This window comes from Streptomyces nogalater (assembly GCF_039532885.1).
Taxonomy (GTDB): Bacteria; Actinomycetota; Actinomycetes; order Streptomycetales; family Streptomycetaceae; genus Streptomyces; species Streptomyces nogalater.
In genome coordinates, this window is sequence record NZ_BAAASM010000037.1 from 127,853 (window position 1) to 146,877 (window position 19,025).

Genomic DNA, 19,025 nt, shown 5'->3' on the forward strand with positions numbered 1-19,025 from the left:
CTCTCACTAATGATGTCGGTGTCAAAGCATCCGGTCTGGGACACTGCTGGCAGGAAGTGAGTTACAAATCACGCCGGGGACAGCGGGGACAAGTTGGCTCGGGTATGTACTCCCTCGGCAGGAGGTATGGGCTCCTCCTGTGTGTCGTTGGCAACCAGTTGCCTAACTCCACTCGCCTTGGCTGACTCAGGACTCCAAAGGTCCTGCATCTGAGAGGAAATGAGAGAGGGCCCCGGCGGAGGGGCCCCTACTCACTACTACCTACGCTCTATGAGCTACGTACTACCAACTACAAACTAAGTCCCCGGTTCAGCGGGGAAATGGGGCCCCACTACACCCTTTCCGGCGCCCAGGGCGGAAGTGAGTCGAACGGATCTCCGTACGGTGCGCTACCTGATGCGGAGGGCTCAGCCGGCCGTGACGCTCCGCTTTTGGGCGTTGCCCGTGGCTTAGTGTCTGTCACGGTCAGCACGTCGCCCACAGCCGATGCCGCCAAAGTCTCGGATTCCTCCAGGACGGCCACGGGAGCTGACAGGCGCAAGTTCGCCGCGCGTCCACGCTTGCCGTGCTGCGTAAAGAACCCGAACCGCGTTAGCGTCTCACGGCACCGCTGGCCGGGATGGTCCTTTGTGTTGTAGCCCAATCGCTGGGCCAGCTCGGTATCTCCGGTGAACATCTCTCCAGTGCGGCCGTTCACGCATCGGAGCTGGGCTAGGGCCCACAACAGGTGTTCCCGCCTGAAATCGGGAGCCTCCCGAGCGAGCACACCCCCAGGGCCGAACGCTTCGAATAGGGCACGACTCCACTCCTCCTTCACGTCGTACGTCGCAGCCAGCAACCGGCGCGGGTAGATGTCCCTCACTCCGCCCCCTGTTCGTCCAGCCAGCGATCCAGGTCCGCAGGACGGCAGCGGAGGGACTGACCCACCTTCTTGAAAGGGATGCCCTCCCGTTTATGGTTCGAGTACACCCACGAAACTGGCTTGTTCAGATAGTCGGCCACGTCACCAACCGTCATGAGCTTCACCAATATGACCTCCAGGAAAAGAAAAACCCCCGAGGGGCCTCGGGGGCGGTCGACCTACGAAGTCGGGCGCGTGCTAGTCGTCCGTGGCGGTTCTGGCGGCCAGGATGGCTTTGGCCTTGTCGGTCAGCTCTCCACCGGCCTTGCCCGCGATGGTGGTGAGCAGGCCGTCCCGGCGAGCCTGCTTCAAATGGCCTTTGACTGTCTCAGGGCTTCGCTTGATGCGCCGCGCCAGCCACTGGACGGGAGCGGCCTCGCCAGCGTCCGCAGCCGTCTTGTAGACGGCGGCCAGCACGGCTAGGTACGCCTCGGAAACGCCCTCATTTTCGAGCAACGCGCCGGCCGTTTCCCCAGCCTGCTGCATCGCTTCGGTGAGTTCCTGCATGACCTCCCGGCCCTTTGGGCCTGTCTCGGCCGCCATCTTCACCGCGCCGGGAAGGTCCAGCCGCCGGAGAACGGTCGTGGAGATGCCGCGTGCCACGTCACGAGCTGACGCACCCTCCGCGCCCTCAATGGTGATGCGCTGCGGTCCGCCGGTTACAGGACCGGTGGGCCACCACATGCGGATCACCCAGGCTCCCTGCTGCTGGGTGATCTCGAATCCGCTCTCGTTTGCTTTCACACCCTCACGGTACCACACAGGGTGGCCCACCCAGGGTTGACAACGCAGGGTGGGCCGTGATCACACTGAGGAGGCCGGAGCGCTCACGCCCGGCCCGACCCAGCCCCCCAGGCCGGTCGGTCCCTCGAAGAAAGAAATGACACCCAGTGGCGACCACGTTCCAGAAATGCAAGAAGGACAAGGACGACCCCTGCATCAAGAGCCGGTGCGGGCACCCGTGGACCGTCCGCTACCGCGAGCCGGGCGGGCGCTCCGGCCGTCAGCGGGAGAAGACGTTCCCCACCAAGAAGCAGGCCGAGGCGCATGGCAACCAGATGGAGGCGGACAAGCTCCAGGGCGTCTACCTCGATCCCGAGCGGGGGAAGATCACCGTTCGTGCATGGTGGGACGAGTGGCTTGGCGCCCAGGTGCTCAGGCCGAACACTATGCGGGACTACAAGGGGTTTGCGGCCAACTACCTAATCCCGACTCTGGGCCGGAAGACCCTCGCCGGAGTCACCCCGAACGACGCTCAATGCGTCGTTGCCGCGATGGCGGAAGCCGGACTGATGGCCTCCACCATAGAAACTCGCGTGATCCCGATGAAGGCCATGTTCAAAGCCGCTGTGGACAACGACCGAATAGGCAAGGACCCGTGCCGAACCCTGAAGCTGCCCCGGGTCGCCTCCACGGCCGTGGACCCGGATGAGATCCCGACCCTGGCGGAAATCGCGTTGATCGCTGCCGAGATGCCCGCCGAGTACCGGCTGAACGTGTGGCTGATGGCGGGTGCGGGACTGCGCCCGTCGGAGGCGTTCGGAGCCTCCGAGGACTGCCAGCGTGAGGACATGTACCGCGTCTACCGACAGGCAACCGACAAGGGAGACGGGAAGGGCAACAGGAAGGCACTTGTCCCCCTCAAGCATCGTGCAGAGGGTGACTACCGGGAAACGCCGCTCGCCGGTTGGCTGGCCGACGCGATCACCGAGCACAAGCAGAAGCACGGCACCCGAACCGTTGCCGGGGTGTCAGGGCTGCTGTTCGCCACTGCCACGGGGACGCTCTTCACTCATGAGAACTTCTTCCACTACTGGCAGAAGATCATGAAGAAGCTGGGGCTGAGCTACAAGCCGCACCACCTGCGGCACTTCTTCGCCTCCACCATGCTGGCCGCTGGTTGCTCGCTCTTGGAGGTGAGCCGCTGGCTCGGGCACAAGTCCATCCGGGTCACCGCCGACACGTACGGGCACCTCGTGCCCGACTCGTGGAACCGGGGTCGCAAGGCTATGGAAGACGCCATGAAGCCCCAGCTTCACGTCATCAAGGGCGGAGCCCCCGCCGGGCCGGAAGACGTCGCACAGGCCGCGTAGCGCCCACCTCGTCCACGCATGAAGAAGACCCCCCAAGGGTAAGTTGGGGGGTCTTCGTGCTGACCAGGGTATCCCGTGCTGATTCTGTGCTGACTCAGCACCGGCCCACAGGGTGTTTCAGCAGGTCAAAGCCCTACTGTCACACGTTGACGCCGAAGTCCTGGGCGATGCCCACCAGGCCCGACGCGTAGCCCTGGCCGACCGCGCGGAACTTCCACTCCGCGCCGTTGCGGTACAGCTCGCCGAAGACCATGGCCGTCTCGGTGGCCGCGTCCTCGGACAGGTCGTAGCGCGCGATCTCGGCGCCGCCGGCCTGGTTGACGATGCGGATGTAGGCGTTGCGGACCTGGCCGAAGTTCTGGCCGCGGTTCTCGGCGTCGTAGATGGACACCGGGAAGACGATCTTGTCGACGTCGGCCGGGAGCGCGGCCAGGTTGACGTTGATCGCCTCGTCGTCGCCGGCGCCCTCACCCGTGCGGTTGTCACCCGTGTGAACGATCGAGCTGTCCGGGGTCTGCTTGTTGTTGAAGAACACGAAGTGGGCGTCCGAGTAGACCTTGCCCTCCGTGTTCACCGCGATGGCGGAGGCGTCCAGGTCGAAGTCCGTGCCGGTGGTAGTGCGGACGTCCCAGCCGAGGCCCACGGTGACGGCGGTCAGGCCCGGAGCCTCCTTGGTGAGCGAGACGTTGCCACCCTTGGACAGGCTTACAGCCATGTTGGGAGTCCCTTCCTTGGATACCCGTGCACATGTGTGCACATCTGTGCCGACGAAGCTATGCCGACGAAGCTACCGTCACCCGGACAACGACGCGGGGTGTCCCGTCGGTTCCTGATGGCTTTACCTTTTTTACCGGCCCTGGGCCAGGGTGGTCCGCCGGGCCGGACCGGGGGCCGGAAATCCAGGTGACGTGCGCCGGGCCGGGCCGGGAACATGGGGGGCATGTCCGGGCCCTATCTCATCCGCGGCTCGGTCTCGTTGCCCGAGGCCGAGCTGACGTGGCGTTTCTCCAGGTCTTCCGGGCCCGGCGGACAGCACGTCAACACCAGCGACTCGCAGGTGGAGCTGCGCTTCGACCTCGCGCGCACCGAGGCGCTCCCGCCCGTGTGGAAGGAGCGGGCGCTGCAGCGGCTGTCCGGCCGCCTCGTGGACGGGGTGGTGACCGTACGGGCCTCGGAGCACCGCTCGCAGTGGCGCAACCGGGAGGCCGCCGCCGTACGCCTCGCCGCGCTCCTCGCGGAGGCCACCGCGCCCCCGCCCAGGCCCCGCAAGGCCACCCGCGTGCCGCGCGGCATCAACGAACGCCGGCTGCGTGAGAAGAAGCAGCGCTCGGAGACGAAGCGGGGCCGGACGGGCCGCGACTGGGGGTAGCGGGCGGGCTCCTGTCACACGCCGCGCTCCCGCCGTTCGCGGGGCGAGGAGCCGTCGGAGAGCCGGGGCCGCGACCGGGACCAACACCGGTCGGCCGCTCGCCGGCGTGCAGCCGGCGGCCGGCGCCGTCCGCGGAGCCGGATCCCGCGCGGAGCGCCCTGCCCGCCGGCTCGGCGGGGCTCGCCCCGCCGGTCGAGGAGCCGTGGCCCGGGGAGGGCCGGCAGAGGGCGAGCGGCTCGGGCGGACCCCCGTTCACAGGTTCAGCACCCCCACCACCTGGTCCCCGTCGCTCTCCCCGGTCGTGCGGAAGCCCAGGCGGGTGTAGAAGCCGGCGGGGCCGTGCGGGCCCGCGTGCCAGTCGACGTACATGCGGGTGCCGCCGCGGCGGCGGATCTCGGTGGCCACCGACTCCACGGCGAACCGGCCGTAGCCGCGGCCCTGTTCGCCGGCCGCGATGTTCAGCCGCCACAGCCCCGAGCGGTACAGGCTGCCGTCGCCGTGCCAGTCGATGTCGAAGAAGGCCATCAGGAAGCCGACCGCCCGGCCCTCGTCGACGATCAGCCGGGGCCAGGCGACGCCGTCCGGGTGGACGTACGCCTCGGCGAGCGAGCGCACCACCGGCGCGACGGCGTGCTCCTGGTCGGGGCGGACGCGCAGGGCGACGGCGGTCTCGAAGTTCCGTGGGGTCACTGCTTCCAGCCGGGGTGTCATCGGCGCACCGTAGGCACGCCCGCCCCGCCGGGGCCACGGAATTTCCCGGCTCAGCCCAGCCGGCGGTAGCGGCCGCGGAAGTACAGCAGCGGTCCGCCGTCGGCGCTGGGAACGCGCGCGGTGAGGACGCGGCCGATGACCAGGGTGTGGTCCCCGGCGGCCACCCGCTGCTCGGTACGGCACTCCAGGGTGGCCAGCGCGCCCCCGACCAGCGGGGCGCCGGTGACCTCGCCGCGGGCGTAGGGGATGTCCTCGAAGAGCAGCCGGTCGCTGATGCGGCCCTTCATGGCGAAGCGGCCCGCGATGTGCCGCTGGCTCTCGGCGAGGACCGACACCGCCCACAGCGGCTGTTCGGCGAGCAGGTCGTCCATGCGGGCGCCCTCGCGCAGGCTGACCAGCACCAGCGGCGGATCGAGGGAGACCGACAGGAACGCGGTGGCGGTCATGCCGACGTCCTCCACCCCCGGTGCCTGGGGGTCGTCCGGGTCCAGCGGCGGTTCCTGCGCGGTGACCAGGACCACGCCAGCGGCCAGCCGGGACATCGCGGCCCGGAACTCGTCGTCGCTCACCCCCTCAGCATGCCCGGTAGGCAGGGGGGTGGTGGGGGAGGGAGTCTTCAGCACGCCGGAAACGCTAGTCTTCGCCCGGCGCGGCGGGCATCGGGCCCTGGCCCGAACCGGGTCCTAGGTCGCGGGGACCAGGGGCGCGCCCGTCATGTGCGTCATGTGAACGAACGCGCACAGCGTGCCGCCGGGAGTCACAGGGGGCAAACGCAGAAACAGCACTCAATTGTTCACGTTTCCTTGTGACTTGAGTCACAAGAGGCGGGAATTGTTGACCCTGTGTACCGAGTGGGCAGCGCGCTGTGATTCAGTGGCGGGGAAGCCGCAAGGACAACGCGCACAGCATCACAAAGAGCCACCGCTGACACGCGGGAGAAGCGCCGAAGGCAACCCTTGATTCGCTGCGAGGTCTCGGGGGGAGGGCGAGCATGGAGACCGAGTCGGAGCCGTATGTCCGTCTTGCGTCCCTGCGACAGCTGCACCAGGTCATGGCCGACATGAACACGGCACGCAGCCTGGCGGACACACTGCAGACCGTCGCCGACGGCGTCGTGAACGCCCTCGGCTACGAGCTGGCGGCCGTCAACCTCGTCCGCCCCGACGGCGATCTCGTGGTCGCCGCCCTCTCCGGCAACTCCGCCGCCGAGGCCCTGATCACCGGCCGGGTCGGCTCCCGCGAGTCCTGGGACCGGCGGCTGGGCATGGGGGAGCGCTGGGGCGACCTGATCTTCATACCGCACACCGAGGGCTGGGTCCTGGACGACGACGACGTCCCCCAGTGGTTCACCGACGGCCCCGAGCCGCGCTTCGAGGACGAGTGGCACCCCTCCGACCGGCTCTTCGCGCCCATGTACACCCCCGGCGTCCAGGGCGGCTCCTGCGGCGAACTGCTCGGCGTCATATCCGTCGACCGGCCCCGTAACGGCCGCCGTCCCGGCGCCTGGGGCCGCGAGGCCCTCCAGATGTACGCCTTCCAGGCCGCCATCGCGATCAGCAACGCCCGCCTGCGCTCCAACATGCAGCGCGCCCTGGTCCGTCTGGAGCGCGAGCAGCAGGCCCTGCGCGCCAGCGAGGAATCCTTCCGCCAGGCGTTCGAATACGCCCCCTCGGGCATGGCCATCGCCGAGATGGGCGGCGACCAGCACGGCCGCATCCTGCGCACCAACGACGCGCTGTGCCGGCTGCTCGGCCGCCCCGCCTCCGCGATGCGCCGCTACTCCTTCGCCGACCTCGTCCACCCCGAGGACGTCGGCACCCTGCTGCGCACCTCCGCGGAGGGCGGGCGCGCCGAACTCCGCCTGGGCCGCCGCGACGGCAGCTACGTCTGGGTGTCGCTGCGCAACAGCGTGGTCGCGGACGCCGCCGACGGGCCGCGCTTCCTGCTCACCCACGTGGAGGACATAGAGGAGCGCAAGCGGCGCGAACTCCAGCTCGCGCACCGCGCCTCCCACGACTCGCTGACCGGCCTGCCGAACTCCGCCGAGCTGCGCTCGCGCCTCTCGGCCCGGCTGTGCCGGCGCCCCGCCCACGCCGGCACCCCCGACTCCCTGGACGCGGCCTACGGCCACCCCGCCTACGACATCCCGGCCGGCCACGGCTTCGACTTCGCCCCGGGCGCCGAGGCGTACGACGCCTACGACCACCATGAGCACACCGTCGCCCCCGCGGAGGGCCGCGACGACGGCACCAAGGGCCTCGCGGTCCTCTTCTGCGACCTCGACGGCTTCAAGTCGATCAACGACCGGTTCGGGCACAACGCGGGCGACGCGGTCCTCATCGAGGTCGCCCGGCGGCTGAGCAACGGCGTCCGGGACGGGGACACGGTGGCCCGGCTCGGCGGCGACGAGTTCGTGATCCTCGCCGACGGCCTCGGCCGCGCCGACGCCCAGGACCTCGCCGTACGGCTGCGCAACGAGATCATCCAGCCGATCCGGGCCGAGGGCCGGTCCGTCCGGGTGGGCGCGAGCTTCGGCATCGGGTGGGCCCACTGCGGCATGACGGCGGACGAGGTTCTCAAGTCCGCCGACGAGCGGATGTACGTAGAGAAACGATCTCGTCCCAAACAGCATCGCCGCGCGGGATGAACCGCAGGTCAGCGGGCTGACGCGATCCGGGTCACCCGTTTGGGGGGCGGAGAGCGGGTAGGCTCGCCATTCCAACCCGTACCCCATCCGCCCGCACCTGTTGAGGAGTACCAAGGGATGACGCCCGGCGACAACGGCGCGAGCACGCCCGAGGACGACGACCCGTTCGGCTACCTGTACGCAGACGGCCAGGCCCGAGGAGCCCAGCCGCCGTCCGGTGGCGGTTACGGCTACCCGAACTCGGTCAGCAGGGTGCGCACGGTCGGCGAGCGCCGGTACGGCCAGCAGCCGGGGCCCTCCGGCCAGCCGCCGCAGGGCACGTACGGCCAGGGCATCCCGCAGCAGGGTGCCTACGGCCAGCCCAACGCCCACTACCAGGCCCCGGAGACGCTGCCCGGCGGCGCGCCCCCGGCCGGCCGCCGGCCCGCCCCGCCCGCGCCCGGGCGCCGCGGCCCGAACACCAAGGGCCTGCTGATCGGCGCGATAGCCGTGGTCGCCGCGGTCGTCATAGGCATCGGCGTCGCGATGATCAACGACAACACCGACGACGACAAGGCCGGCAACCAGGCCACCCCGGCCCCGACCCAGTCCCAGAGCCAGTCCCCGAGCCCGTCGGGCAGCAGCTCGCCCACGGCGGGGGAGCTGCCGAAGACCGACGCCGCGAGCGGTTCGGTGCAGCTGTCGGGCGGCGCGGCCCCGGCCTCGGACGTCCAGGGCGCGCAGGCCGCCGGCGGCACCTACGTGGGCGGCCTGAACACGGCGGGCGCCTCGGTGACCTGGACGGTCGACAACATCCCCGAGGCGGGCGCGTACACCCTCTTCGCGCGGTACAGCGCGACCGGTGAGGACCAGTCGATGACGGTGTCCGTCAACGGCAAGGAGTTCGGCAGCAAGATCGGATTCCGCAACTGGCGCAGTGCCGCCAAGGGCGACTTCGCCAAGGGCTGGACGCACTCCTATGTGTGGCCCAGCCTCGACAAGGGCCGCAACACCATCTCGATCTCCTGCCAGCCCGGCGACAAGTGCGACGTCCTGCTGGACCAGATGTGGATCAAGAAGGGCCACGTCACCGGCTAGGCCGCGCTGGCCGCCCCCGTGACCCGGACCCGGCCGAGGAGTTCCGTGTACGCGGGGCGGTCGAACTCGCCCGCCGCCGCGGCCCGTACCGTCGCCGCCGACAGGGCCGCCGCGCGGATCAGACGGTCCGGCCAGGGGAGGTGCTCCACCAGGCCGGAGAGCAGGCCCGCCACCGCCGAGTCGCCGGCGCCCGTGGGGTTGCCGCGGACGGGGGCGGGCGGGGCGGCGCGCCAGCGGCCCTCCGGGGTGACGGCGAGCAGGCCCTCCGCGCCGAGGGAGGCGACCACCGCGTGGGCCCCCCGTCTGCGGGCGTCCTGCGTGGCGCGCAACGGCTCGTGCGAGCCGGTGAGTTCGGCGAGTTCGTCGGCGTTCGGCTTGATGACGTCCGGCCGGGCGGCGACCCCGCGGCGCAACGGCTCCCCGCTGGTGTCCAGCAGCACCGGCACGCCCGCGGAGCGGGCCGCGCGGACCAGGCCCGCGTACGCCCCCACCGGCACCCCCGGCGGCAGACTCCCGCACAGCGCCACCGCCGAGGCACCCGGCAGCAGCTCCTGGTAGCGGCCGAGGAAGGCCGCCCACTCGGCCGGGGAGATCTGCGGGCCCGGCTCGTTCAGCTGGGTGGTGTCACCGGTGCGCTCGTCCACCACCGCGACGGTGCGCCGGGTCGCCCCGGAGACCGTCACCAGCGCGTCCACCAGGGCACCGGGCGCGTCCGCGCCCTGTTCCCCGGGCAGCGCCCGGCCGGCCCGCGGGCCCGCCCCGGGCTCCGGCCCCGCCGGCGTCCCCGCCAGCATCGAGCGCAGGACCGTGCCGGTGTGGCCGCCCGCGAAGCCGGTGACCGTCACCTCGTGGCCGAGGGCGGCCAGCACCCGGGCCACGTTCACGCCCTTGCCGCCGGGGCGCTCGGTGACCTCCGAGACGCGGTGCGCGGCGTGCGGCCGCAGCGACCGTACGCGGTAGGTGATGTCGAGAGCGGTGTTCAGTGTGACCGTGAGGATCACCCGGGCCGACCTCCCTCGAAGTCCCTGCGGTGTCTTGGGTGTCCGGGGCCTCGATCATGCCAAAGAGACGGCCACCGGCCCAGTGCGCGGGCAGGCCGTCGTCTCCCCGACACGGTTACGGATCAGGGCAGTTGGGGCGCTACCACCCATTCGCCCCGCCGCATCACGCCCTTCAGCGCGAAGTCCGCGTCCAGCAGGACCAGGTCGGCGTCCTTGCCGGGCTCCAGCGAGCCGATCCGGTCGTCCAGGCCGAGCAGGCGCGCCGGGTTGGCCGACAGCGCGGTCACCACGTCCTCCACCGGCAGCTTGTCCACGGTCACCGCCCGCCGGAACGCCCGGTCCAGGGTGAGCGTGGAGCCCGCGATCGAACCGCCCTCCACCAGCCGGGCCACGCCCTCGCTGACCTCGACCTCCAGCGGGCCGAGCAGATAGCGGCCGTCGGCGCTGCCGGCCGCGTCCATCGCGTCGGTGATGAACGCGACCCGGTCCGCGCCCGCGTGCCGGAACGCCAGTTCCAGCGCGGCCGGGTGCAGGTGGACGCCGTCGTTGATCAGCTCGACGGTGACCCGCCCGTCCTGGAGCAGCGCGGCGATCGGGCCGGGCGCGCGGTGGCCCAGCGCGGGCATGGCGTTGAACAGGTGGGTGGCGACGGTGGCGCCCGCGTCGATGGCCTGGACCGTCTGCTCGTAGCTCGCGTCCGTGTGCCCGATCGCCGCGATCACCCCGTGCTCGGCGAGCAGTCGTACCGAGTCGATGCCGCCGGGCAGTTCGGTGGCGAGGGTGACCATCTTGGCGTGGCCGCGCGCCGCGTCGATCAGCTTGCGGACCTCGGCCGGGTCGGGGTCGCGCAGCAGCGCCTCGGAGTGCGCTCCCTTGCGGCACGGCGAGATGAACGGGCCCTCGAAGTGGATGCCCGCGATCTCGCCCTGCTCGGCCAGTTCGCTCAGCAGCCCGGCCTGGCGGACCAGCAGGTCCATCTCGTCGGTGACGGTGGAGGCGACGAGCGTGGTGGTGCCGTGCAGCCGGTGGGTGCGGACGGCCGTCATGGCCTGCTCCGCCGTACCGGCGAAGGACGCGCCGCCGCCGCCGTGGTTGTGGATGTCCACGAAGCCGGGGACCAGCCAGTGGCCGGTGACGTCGACGACCTCGGCGCCGGCCGGCGCCGAGGCGGCGATGCGGGTGCCGTCGACCACCACCCGGCCGTTCGTCACGGTCCCGGTGGGCAGCACCACGTGCGCGCCGGTGAGCACCTGCGGGCCCGTCGTGGCGGAGCGCGCGAGCGCGCGCGCCGCTGGTGGGGCGCCGTCCGGGTCCGGAGTTTCCCGCTCGGTTGCCATCAGGTGCTTACCTCCGGAGTCGTAGGAGTGGTCGTCAGCAGATCGCGGGCCAGCAGCCCCGCGCCCAGGCAGCCGGCGCTGTCGCCGAGGGCGGCGGGGACGAGGGCGGGCGCCTTCTGGAAGGTGATCCGGCGCCGGACGGCGTCGTCCAGCGGTCGGAACAACACTTCCCCCGCCTCGGCCAGCCCGCCACCGATGATCAGCGTGCACGGGTCCAGCAGGGTGACGGCGGTGAGCAGACCGTCGGCGAGCGCGTCCACCGCCTCTTGCCAGACCCGGACGGCGTTCGGGTCACCGGACGCGACGGCCCGCGCGCAGTCCGCCGCGTCCGCGTCCGGGTCGCCGCAGGCCGCCGCCCAGGCCGCGCCGACGGCTGCGGCGGAGGCGTACCGCTCCAGACAGCCGCGCTGCCCGCAGGGGCAGTCGGTGCCGCCGGGCCGTACGACGATGTGGCCGATCTCGCCCGCGAAGCCGTGCGCGCCCGCCTCCACCCGCCCGCCGATGCCGATCGCGCCGGCGATCCCGGTGCCCAGCGCCAGGAACAGGAACCGGTCGGTGCCCCGGCCCGCGCCGACCCGGCCCTCGGCGAGGCCGCCGGTGCGCACGTCGTGGCCGAGGGCGACCGGCATCCCGAGCCGGTCGGCGAGGAGCGCGCGCAGGGGGACGTCCCGCCAGCCGAGGTTGGCGGAGTAGACGGCGGTGCCGTCCGTCTCGTCGACGATGCCGGGGACGGCGATGCCGGCCGCGCCGGCGGGTTCGCCGTACCGCTCGGCGCCGTGGGCGCGCAGTTCGGTGGCGAAGTCGAGGATGCCCGCCACGACCGCCTCGGGGCCGTGTTCGCGGCCGGTGGAGCGGCGGGCGCGGTGCAGCAGCGTGCCGTCGGCGCCGACGAGGGCGGCCTTCATCCCGGTACCGCCCACGTCCAGGGCGATGACATGTCTCACCACGGGGCTAGTGTGACCCTCCCACCCGCGAGAGGTCTAGTCCACTCACGTGGTGTAGACCTTATGTGTCCATATGTTGAACGGTCAGACGGCAGGGTTGGGGCTTTGAGGGTGCGTCGGGGTACGGCAGGAACGATCGCGGTGGTGTCCGCACTGGGCATGACGGCGGTCCTCGGCGGCTGCGGGGCCACGGGGTCCTCCGACGTCACGCTCAGACTGGTCGCCGCCGACTACGGAGACTCGGCGGCACACAGCTCCAAGAAGTACTGGGACGACCTGGCCAAGGACTACGAGTCCACGCACCCGGACGTGAAGGTCGAGGTCAGCGTCTACTCCTGGAACGACGTCGACCGCAAGGTCAAGGAGATGGTCGACGCCGGGAACGCCCCCGACCTGGCCCAGATCGGCGCCTACGCCGACTACGCCGCCGCCGGCAAGCTCTACCCGGCCTCGGAACTGCTCTCCATCCGCACCCAGGCCAACTTCCTCTCCCAGCTCTCCGACGCCGGCCAGTGGAAGTTCACGCAGTACGGCATCCCGTTCGCCGCCTCCACACGGGTGCTCTTCTACAACAAGACCCTGTTCACCCAGGCCGGCATCACCCCGCCCACCACCTGGGCCGAACTGGCCGCCGACGCGCAGGCGCTCAAGGACAAGGGCGTGAAGTACCCCTTCGCGCTGCCGCTCGGCCCGGAGGAGGCGCAGGCCGAGACCATGCAGTGGCTGCTCACCGGCGGCAACGGCTACACCGACGACATCGGCACCTACACGATCGACTCCGCCACCAACATCTCCACCTTCACCTGGCTCAAGGACGAACTGGTCGGCAAGGGGCTCACCGGCCCGGTCGCCCCCGGCAAGCTCAACCGCGCCGACGCCTTCGCCGCCTTCGCCGACGGCCGGGTCGGCATGCTCAACGGGCATCCCACACTGATCCAGCAGGCCACCGCGAAGGGCGTGAAGTTCGGCACCGTGCCGATGCCGGGCCGCACCGGCAAGGCCAGGGCCGCCATGGGCGTCACCGACTGGATGATGGCCTTCAGGCAGAACGGCCACCGCGACCAGGTCGGCGACTTCCTCGACTTCGTCTACTCCGACAAGAACGTCCTCGACTTCTCCCGCACCTACGGGCTGCTGCCGGTCACCAGCTCCGCCTCCAACGCCATGAGCGCCTCGTCCCAGGCGACCGACAAGGCCCTGCGCCCCTTCCTGGAAGAGCTGCCCAGCACCGAGCTGTACCCCGTCGGCAAGACCTCCTGGGCGGCGGTCAGCGCGGCCGTGAAGCAGAACATCGGCCAGGCCGTCGCCCCGAACGGCAGCCCCTCCGGCGTGCTGACCCGGCTCCAGTCCACGGCCACGGCGGCCGACAGCAGCACCGCCGGCTGAGCACGCCGCCCCGCCGGCCGCTACGGTGGCCGGCATGGAACTGGGCAGCCGCGAACAAGCCATCCTCGCGCTGGAGCGCCGGGCCTTCCCCGGGCCCGGCGCGAAGGAACGCGCCATCCGCGAGGAACTGGACCTGTCCCCGGTCCGCTACTACCAGCTCCTCAACGCCCTCCTGGACGACGAGCGCGCCCTCGCCCACGACCCGGTGACGGTCAACCGCCTGCGCCGGATCAGACAGGCCCGGCGGGCGGAGCGCTGACCCCGGCTCCGGCTGAGGAGTGAGCCCGGCCTCGGCGGATACTGTCGCGGTATGGATCCTCTGCCCATCCCGCAGACCCAGCCCGGCCGCGACGGGCTCGCCGCGCTGCTCGCGCGGCCCCGCACCGCGCTGATCGGCCTGGACTTCGACGGCACCCTGGCCCCCATCGTCGCCGACCCCGAGCAGGCCCGCGCCCACCCCGACGCCGTGCCCGCGCTGGCCGCGCTCGCCCCGAAGATCGCCTCCGTCGCCGTGATCACCGGCCGCCCGCCCGAGGTCGCCGTCCGCTACGGCGGCTTCACCGGCGTCCCCGGCCTGGAGCACCTCACCGTCCTCGGCCACTACGGCGCCGAACGCTGGGACGCGGCCACCGGCACCGTCACCGCCCCGCCCCCGCACCCCGGCGTGGCCGCCGCCCGCGCGGAACTGCCCCGCCTGCTGGAGCGGGCCGGCGCCGGCGAGGGCACCTGGATCGAGGAGAAGGGCCGGGCGCTCGCGGTGCACACCCGCCGGGCCGCCGACCCGCAGGCCGCGTTCGCATCCCTGCGCGCCCCCCTCGCCGACCTCGCCGCCCGGCACGGACTGATCGTCGAGCCCGGCCGCCTGGTACTGGAGCTGCGCCCGCCCGGCATGGACAAGGGCGTGGCCCTCCTCGACCACGCCCGGGCCGTCGGCGCCGGCTGTGTCGTCTACGCCGGCGACGACCTCGGCGACCTGCCCGCCTTCGCCGCGATCGACGAACTCCGCGCCGACGGCGTCCCCGGCCTGCTGGTGTGCAGCGGCAGCACGGAGGTCACCGAACTGGCCCGGCGGGCCGACCTGGTGGTGGACGGCCCGGAGGGGGTCGTGGGACTGCTGCGGGCGCTGGCCGCTCAGCTCGGCTGAGCGGTCAGGGCCTGAAGCTGGTCCAGGAACCAACGGGCGGGCGGCAGCGCGGTCGCGGCGGCGGCCAGCCGCTTGGAGCGGGCCGCCCGCTCCTCCGCCGGCAGGGTCAGCGCCTCGTGCAGCGCCCGCGCCGTGCCCGTGATGTCGTACGGGTTCACCGTGAACGCGTCCTCGCCCAGCTCCTCGTGCGCCCCGGCCTCCCGGGACAGCACCAGCGCGCAGCCCTCGTCCGAGACCACCGGGATCTCCTTGGCGACCAGGTTCATGCCGTCCCGGATGGGGTTCACCAGCGCCACGTCGGCCATCCGGTAGGCGGCGAGCGAGCGCGCGAAGTCGTCCTTCACGTGCAGCACCACCGGGGTCCAGCCCGGGGTGCCGTACCGCTCGTTGATCCGGTCCGCCACCCGCCGCACCTCGGCGGTGTAGTCGCGGTACACGGCGAGGTCCTGGCGGGAGGGGTAGGCGAACGCCACGTGGACGACCCTCTCCCGCCACTCCGGGTGGTCGGTCAGCAGCTGCTCGTAGGCCAGCAGGCCCCGCACGATGTTCTTCGACAGCTCGGTGCGGTCCACCCGGACGACCGTCCGGCGGCCCTGGCCGATCTCCTCGCGCAGCGCCGCCATCCGCTCGGCCACGTCCTCCCGGTGCGCCCGCTCGCGCAGGAAGTCCGCGTCCGCGCCCAGCCCGTGCACCCCGATCCGGGTGCCGGAGGGGATGCCGGGCCCCAGCACCTCCCGGCAGCAGGCGGTGAAGGCGTCCGCCCAGCGCCGGGTGAGGAACCCCGCCCGGTCCGCGCCCAGGATGCCGCCGAGCAGCTCGGCCGCGATGTCGTCGGGCAGCAGCCGGAAGTAGTCCGGCGGGGCCCACGGGGTGTGCGAGAAGTGGCCGATGCGCAGGTCGGGCCGGAGCCGGCGGAGCATCCGGGGGGCCAGCGCCAGGTGGTAGTCCTGGATCAGCACCGCCGCGCCCTCGCCCGCCTCCTCGGCCAGCGCCTCGGCGAACGCCTGGTTGTAGGCCCGGTACGAGGCCCACTGCCGGCGGAACTCCGCGTCGAACACCGGTTCCAGCGGGGTCTGGTACAGCAGGTGGTGGACGAACCAGAGCACCGAGTTGGCGATGCCGTTGTACGCCTCGGCGTGCACGGACGCGTCGATGTCGAGCATCCGCACCCGCTGCCCGCCGGTGTCCTCCTCCGGCAGCAGCCCGCCGTCGGCGCGCCGCACGGCCGCCCGGTCGCCGTCGCCCAGCGCGGCGCACACCCACACCGAGTCCGCGTCCGGCCCGATGGCGGACAGTCCCGAGACCAGCCCGCCGCCGCCCCGCCGGGCGTCGAGCGAGCCGTCCTCGCGTACCTGATAGGAGACCGGGCCGCGGTTCGAGGCGACCAGTACCCGAGCTTTGCCGACAGCAGTGCGCGTGGAAGCCATACGCCTCAACCTAGCCCGGCCCGTAAACCCTCAAACGTGCGATCCACCTGCGAAAGCAGGTCGTATACGGACCGTTCACGCCACCTTCCGCTCCGCGTACTCCGCGATCTCCACCATGGGCGGGCGCTCCTCGGTGTCCACCGAGTAGGTGCGCGGCTCGAAGCCGTCCTCGCCCCGCTCGAACTGGGTCAGCGCGGGCCGCACCAGATGGCCCCGGGCCAGCCGGAGCTGGGCCGTGCGGTAGATCGCGGCGGCCATCCGGCCGAGGGCCTGGCCGTCCTGGTGGCGGTGTTTGCGCACCCCCACGTCGACCTGGGCCAGCGCGTCCAGGCCGACCAGGTGCAGCGCGTCCACCAGCATCCCCAGCTCCACGCCGTAGCCCACCGGGAACGGCAGCTGCTCCAGCAGCGAGCGGCGGGCCGCGTACTCGCCGCCCAGTGGCTGCACGAAACCGGCCAGCTGCGGCCAGTGCATGTTCAGCAGCGGCCGGGCCATCAGCTCGGTGACCCGCCCGCCCTGACCGGCCGACCCGGCGAGCGGCCGGTCGTACATCGCCTTGACCAGGTCCACGTCCGGCTCGGTGAGCAGCGGCCCGACGATGCCGAGGACGAAGTCGGAGGAGAACTCCCTGAGATCCGCGTCGACGAAGCAGACGATGTCCCCGCCGGTCACCAGCAGCGAGCGCCACAGCACCTCGCCCTTGCCGGGGACGGCCGGGACGCGGGGCAGGATCTCGTCGCGGTGGACGACCCGGGCGCCGGCCCGCGCGGCGACCTCGGAGGTGCGGTCGGTGGAGCCGGAGTCGACGACCACGATCTCGTCGACGAGCGGGAGCCGCTCGACGAGATCGCGGCGGATGGCGGTGACGATCTCGCCGACCGTCTCCTCCTCGTTGAGGGCGGGCAGTACGACGCTGATCGTCTGGCCCGTGCGCTGCTTGGCGGCCAGCACCTGGTGCGGCGGTCGGTCGGCCACGGACCAGGAGCGGCGGCTCAGCCAGCGCTCGACTTCTTCCAGCACGGTCGGCGGCTCCTCACTGTCACCACCACACGTCACCGTGTGATGCATCTCGCGGTTCGGACGACTATCTCAACTGTCCTGGCCTTCGGTTACAGTCTTGAACAACGCCGATGACCATCGCATGTCGGGGGGTCAAGCGGCGTTGACAACCACATACAGCTCATCCAGAGGGGCAGAGGGACACGGCCCGATGAAGCCCCGGCAACCCTCCAGCCGATTCTCGTCTTCTTCCGAGCGAGGCTCCCGGCTAGGGAAGGTGCCAAATCCGTCTCACGGCGAGATGCGTCGTGAGGAAGATGAGGAGAAAGGGCCTCGCCTCACATGGCTGTGCAGACAGTTGCCACCCCCAGCGACTCCACCGTGGACCTCGGTCCCGCCTCGGCCCTCAGCTGTCGCGAGTGCGGCCACCGGGTACCCCTCGGACCGGTCTTCGCCTGCGAGGAGTGCTTCGGCCCGCTGGAGATCGCCTACGACTTCTCCGCCTACGACACCGAGGAACTGCGCCGGCGCATCGAGGCCGGTCCCGCCAGCATCTGGCGCTACGCCCCGCTGCTGCCGGTCCCGGCCGACGTCGCCGGAAAGCCCAATCTCAACCCCGGCTGGACCAAGCTCGTCAAGGCCGACAACCTCGCCCGGGAACTGGGCGTGACCGGCGGCCTGTACGTCAAGGACGACTCCGGCAACCCGACCCACTCCTTCAAGGACCGGGTCGTCGCCCAGGCCCTGGAGGCCGCCCGCGCCTTCGGCTTCACCACCCTGTCCTGCTCCTCCACCGGCAACCTCGCCGGTGCCGTCGGCGCCGCCGCCGCCCGGGCCGGCTTCCGCTCCTGCGTGTTCATCCCGCACGACCTGGAGCAGGGCAAGGTCGTCATGGCCGCGGTCTACGGCGGAGAACTCGTCGGCATCGAGGGCAACTACGACGACGTGAACCGCTTCTGCTCCGAGCTGATCGGCGACCCGGCCGGCGAGGGCTGGGGCTTCGTCAACGTCAACCTGCGGCCCTACTACGCCGAGGGCTCCAAGACGCTGGCGTACGAGATCTGCGAGCAGCTCGGCTGGCGGCTGCCCGACCAGATCGTCATCCCGATCGCCTCCGGTTCCCAGCTGACGAAGATCGACAAGGGGCTCCAGGAGCTGATCAGGCTCGGTCTCGTCGAGGACAGGCCGTACAAGATCTTCGGCGCCCAGGCCGAGGGCTGCTCCCCGGTCTCCACCGCCTTCAAGGCCGGCCACGACGTCGTACGGCCGCAGAAGCCGGCCACCATCGCCAAGTCCCTGGCGATCGGCAACCCGGCCGACGGCCCCTACGTCCTGGACGTGGCCCGGCGCACCGGCGGTGCCGTGGAGGACGTCACGGACCCGGAGATCGTCGACGCCATCCGGCTGCTGGCGCGCACCGAGGGCATCTTCGCGGAGACGGCGGGCGGGGTGACCGTCGGCGTGACCCGCAAGCTGCTCAAGGAGGGCGTGCTGGACCCGGCCAAGACCACGGTCGTCCTCAACACCGGCGACGGCCTGAAGACCCTGGACGCGGTCGCCGGGACCGGCCTGACCGCCACCATCCGCCCGACCCTGGACTCCTTCCGAGAGGCTGGCCTCGCATGAGCGTGACCGTTCGCATCCCCACCATCCTGCGCACCTACACCGGCGGCAAGGCCGAGGTCCCGGCCGAGGGCGGCACGCTCGGCGAGGTCATCGCGGACCTGGAGAAGAACCACACCGGGATCGCCGCCCGTGTGCTGGACGACCAGGGCAAGCTGCGCCGGTTCGTCAACGTGTACGTCAACGACGACGACGTGCGCTTCGAGCAGGGCCTGGACACGGCGACCCCCGACGGCGCCGGGATCTCGATCATCCCCGCGGTCGCCGGCGGCTGACCCCTTACCGACGGCCGGGCCGGTCACTGACCGTCCACTCGATTGCCCCCTCCGTGAGAGAAACGGAGGGGGCAATTCTGCGTGATTGAAC

General features: G+C 71.5%; 19 protein-coding genes and 1 riboswitch. Of the genes, 9 read left to right on the forward strand and 10 right to left on the reverse strand.

The window, feature by feature from the left end; all coding sequences use genetic code 11:
* Positions 1–858: 858 nt before the first annotated feature.
* Positions 859–1,017 (reverse strand): helix-turn-helix domain-containing protein, encoded by a 159-nt coding sequence (locus tag ABD350_RS25630; protein WP_344350964.1) that lies wholly within the window; start codon positions 1,015–1,017, stop codon positions 859–861.
* Positions 1,018–1,099: 82 nt separating this feature from the next.
* Entirely contained in the window at positions 1,100–1,645 is a 546-nt protein-coding gene (locus ABD350_RS25635) for a hypothetical protein (protein WP_344350713.1), read from the reverse strand.
* A 146-nt stretch (positions 1,646–1,791) separates the two neighbouring features.
* On the opposite strand from ABD350_RS25635, the gene ABD350_RS25640 reads away from it, so the two are divergent.
* Entirely contained in the window at positions 1,792–2,994 is a 1,203-nt protein-coding gene (locus tag ABD350_RS25640; RefSeq protein ID WP_344350714.1) for a tyrosine-type recombinase/integrase, read from the forward strand.
* A 139-nt stretch (positions 2,995–3,133) separates the two neighbouring features.
* Here ABD350_RS25640 and ABD350_RS25645 read toward each other — a convergent pair whose 3' ends face one another.
* Positions 3,134–3,709: a TerD family protein gene (locus ABD350_RS25645; protein ID WP_344350715.1), complete on the reverse strand. Its 576-nt coding sequence runs from the start codon at positions 3,707–3,709 to the stop codon at positions 3,134–3,136.
* A gap of 216 nt (positions 3,710–3,925) precedes the next feature.
* Between ABD350_RS25645 and arfB the strand changes: the two genes are divergently transcribed.
* Positions 3,926–4,363, forward strand: a complete 438-nt coding sequence (arfB, locus tag ABD350_RS25650; RefSeq protein WP_344350717.1) for an alternative ribosome rescue aminoacyl-tRNA hydrolase ArfB — start codon at positions 3,926–3,928, stop codon at positions 4,361–4,363.
* A 252-nt stretch (positions 4,364–4,615) separates the two neighbouring features.
* Here the strand turns inward: arfB and ABD350_RS25655 are convergent, their stop codons facing one another.
* Complete coding sequence (locus ABD350_RS25655) at positions 4,616–5,074, reverse strand: GNAT family N-acetyltransferase (protein WP_344350718.1); 459 nt, start codon at positions 5,072–5,074, stop codon at positions 4,616–4,618.
* Between the two features lie 50 nt (positions 5,075–5,124).
* On the reverse strand, positions 5,125–5,643 hold the full coding sequence (locus ABD350_RS25660; protein ID WP_382466690.1) for a flavin reductase family protein: 519 nt from the start codon (positions 5,641–5,643) through the stop codon (positions 5,125–5,127).
* Between the two features lie 422 nt (positions 5,644–6,065).
* Here ABD350_RS25660 and cdgB point away from each other — a divergent pair, with 422 nt between their 5' ends.
* Together cdgB and ABD350_RS25670 are read left to right on the forward strand one after the other, a co-directional pair.
* Positions 6,066–7,721, forward strand: coding sequence for a diguanylate cyclase CdgB (gene cdgB, locus ABD350_RS25665; protein WP_344350719.1), 1,656 nt, complete (start codon positions 6,066–6,068; stop codon positions 7,719–7,721).
* Positions 7,722–7,838: 117 nt separating this feature from the next.
* Complete coding sequence (locus tag ABD350_RS25670) at positions 7,839–8,798, forward strand: carbohydrate-binding protein (RefSeq protein WP_344350721.1); 960 nt, start codon at positions 7,839–7,841, stop codon at positions 8,796–8,798.
* Here ABD350_RS25670 and ABD350_RS25675 read toward each other — a convergent pair.
* The 3 genes from ABD350_RS25675 to ABD350_RS25685 all read right to left on the reverse strand — a co-directional run bounded on the left by ABD350_RS25675 (position 8,795) and on the right by ABD350_RS25685 (position 12,080).
* On the reverse strand, positions 8,795–9,799 hold the full coding sequence (locus ABD350_RS25675) for a 1-phosphofructokinase family hexose kinase (protein WP_344350722.1): 1,005 nt from the start codon (positions 9,797–9,799) through the stop codon (positions 8,795–8,797). The genes ABD350_RS25670 and ABD350_RS25675 overlap by 4 nt on opposite strands.
* 122 nt (positions 9,800–9,921) lie before the next feature.
* A complete protein-coding gene (nagA, locus tag ABD350_RS25680) occupies positions 9,922–11,049 on the reverse strand; it encodes an N-acetylglucosamine-6-phosphate deacetylase (RefSeq protein WP_344350966.1) in 1,128 nt (375 codons plus the stop codon).
* An 86-nt stretch (positions 11,050–11,135) separates the two neighbouring features.
* Complete coding sequence (locus ABD350_RS25685) at positions 11,136–12,080, reverse strand: ROK family protein (RefSeq protein WP_344350967.1); 945 nt, start codon at positions 12,078–12,080, stop codon at positions 11,136–11,138.
* Positions 12,081–12,143: 63 nt separating this feature from the next.
* Here ABD350_RS25685 and ABD350_RS25690 point away from each other — a divergent pair, with 63 nt between their 5' ends.
* The 3 genes from ABD350_RS25690 to otsB are packed head-to-tail and all read left to right on the forward strand — an operon-like array spanning position 12,144 to position 14,610.
* Entirely contained in the window at positions 12,144–13,466 is a 1,323-nt protein-coding gene (locus ABD350_RS25690) for an ABC transporter substrate-binding protein (RefSeq protein ID WP_465270409.1), read from the forward strand.
* Between the two features lie 34 nt (positions 13,467–13,500).
* Positions 13,501–13,725: a DUF3263 domain-containing protein gene (locus tag ABD350_RS25695; RefSeq protein WP_344350724.1), complete on the forward strand. Its 225-nt coding sequence runs from the start codon at positions 13,501–13,503 to the stop codon at positions 13,723–13,725.
* A gap of 51 nt (positions 13,726–13,776) precedes the next feature.
* Positions 13,777–14,610, forward strand: coding sequence for a trehalose-phosphatase (otsB, locus tag ABD350_RS25700; protein WP_344350726.1), 834 nt, complete (start codon positions 13,777–13,779; stop codon positions 14,608–14,610).
* Here otsB and ABD350_RS25705 read toward each other — a convergent pair.
* Together ABD350_RS25705 and ABD350_RS25710 are read right to left on the reverse strand one after the other, a co-directional pair.
* Positions 14,598–16,037 (reverse strand): alpha,alpha-trehalose-phosphate synthase (UDP-forming), encoded by a 1,440-nt coding sequence (locus ABD350_RS25705; protein ID WP_344350727.1) that lies wholly within the window; start codon positions 16,035–16,037, stop codon positions 14,598–14,600. The two genes, otsB and ABD350_RS25705, sit on opposite strands and share 13 nt — an antisense overlap.
* 75 nt (positions 16,038–16,112) lie before the next feature.
* Positions 16,113–17,057 carry a glucosyl-3-phosphoglycerate synthase gene (locus ABD350_RS25710; RefSeq protein WP_344350728.1) on the reverse strand — a complete coding sequence of 315 codons (945 nt, stop codon included), beginning with the start codon at positions 17,055–17,057 and terminating at the stop codon, positions 16,113–16,115.
* A gap of 157 nt (positions 17,058–17,214) precedes the next feature.
* Positions 17,215–17,360: riboswitch (SAM riboswitch) on the forward strand.
* An 18-nt stretch (positions 17,361–17,378) separates the two neighbouring features.
* On the opposite strand from ABD350_RS25710, the gene thrC reads away from it, so the two are divergent.
* Positions 17,379–18,662, forward strand: a complete 1,284-nt coding sequence (gene thrC, locus ABD350_RS25715; protein ID WP_344350729.1) for a threonine synthase — start codon at positions 17,379–17,381, stop codon at positions 18,660–18,662.
* Positions 18,659–18,934, forward strand: coding sequence for a MoaD/ThiS family protein (locus tag ABD350_RS25720; RefSeq protein WP_344350731.1), 276 nt, complete (start codon positions 18,659–18,661; stop codon positions 18,932–18,934). Before thrC ends, ABD350_RS25720 begins: the two co-directional genes overlap by 4 nt.
* Positions 18,935–19,025: the final 91 nt, after the last annotated feature.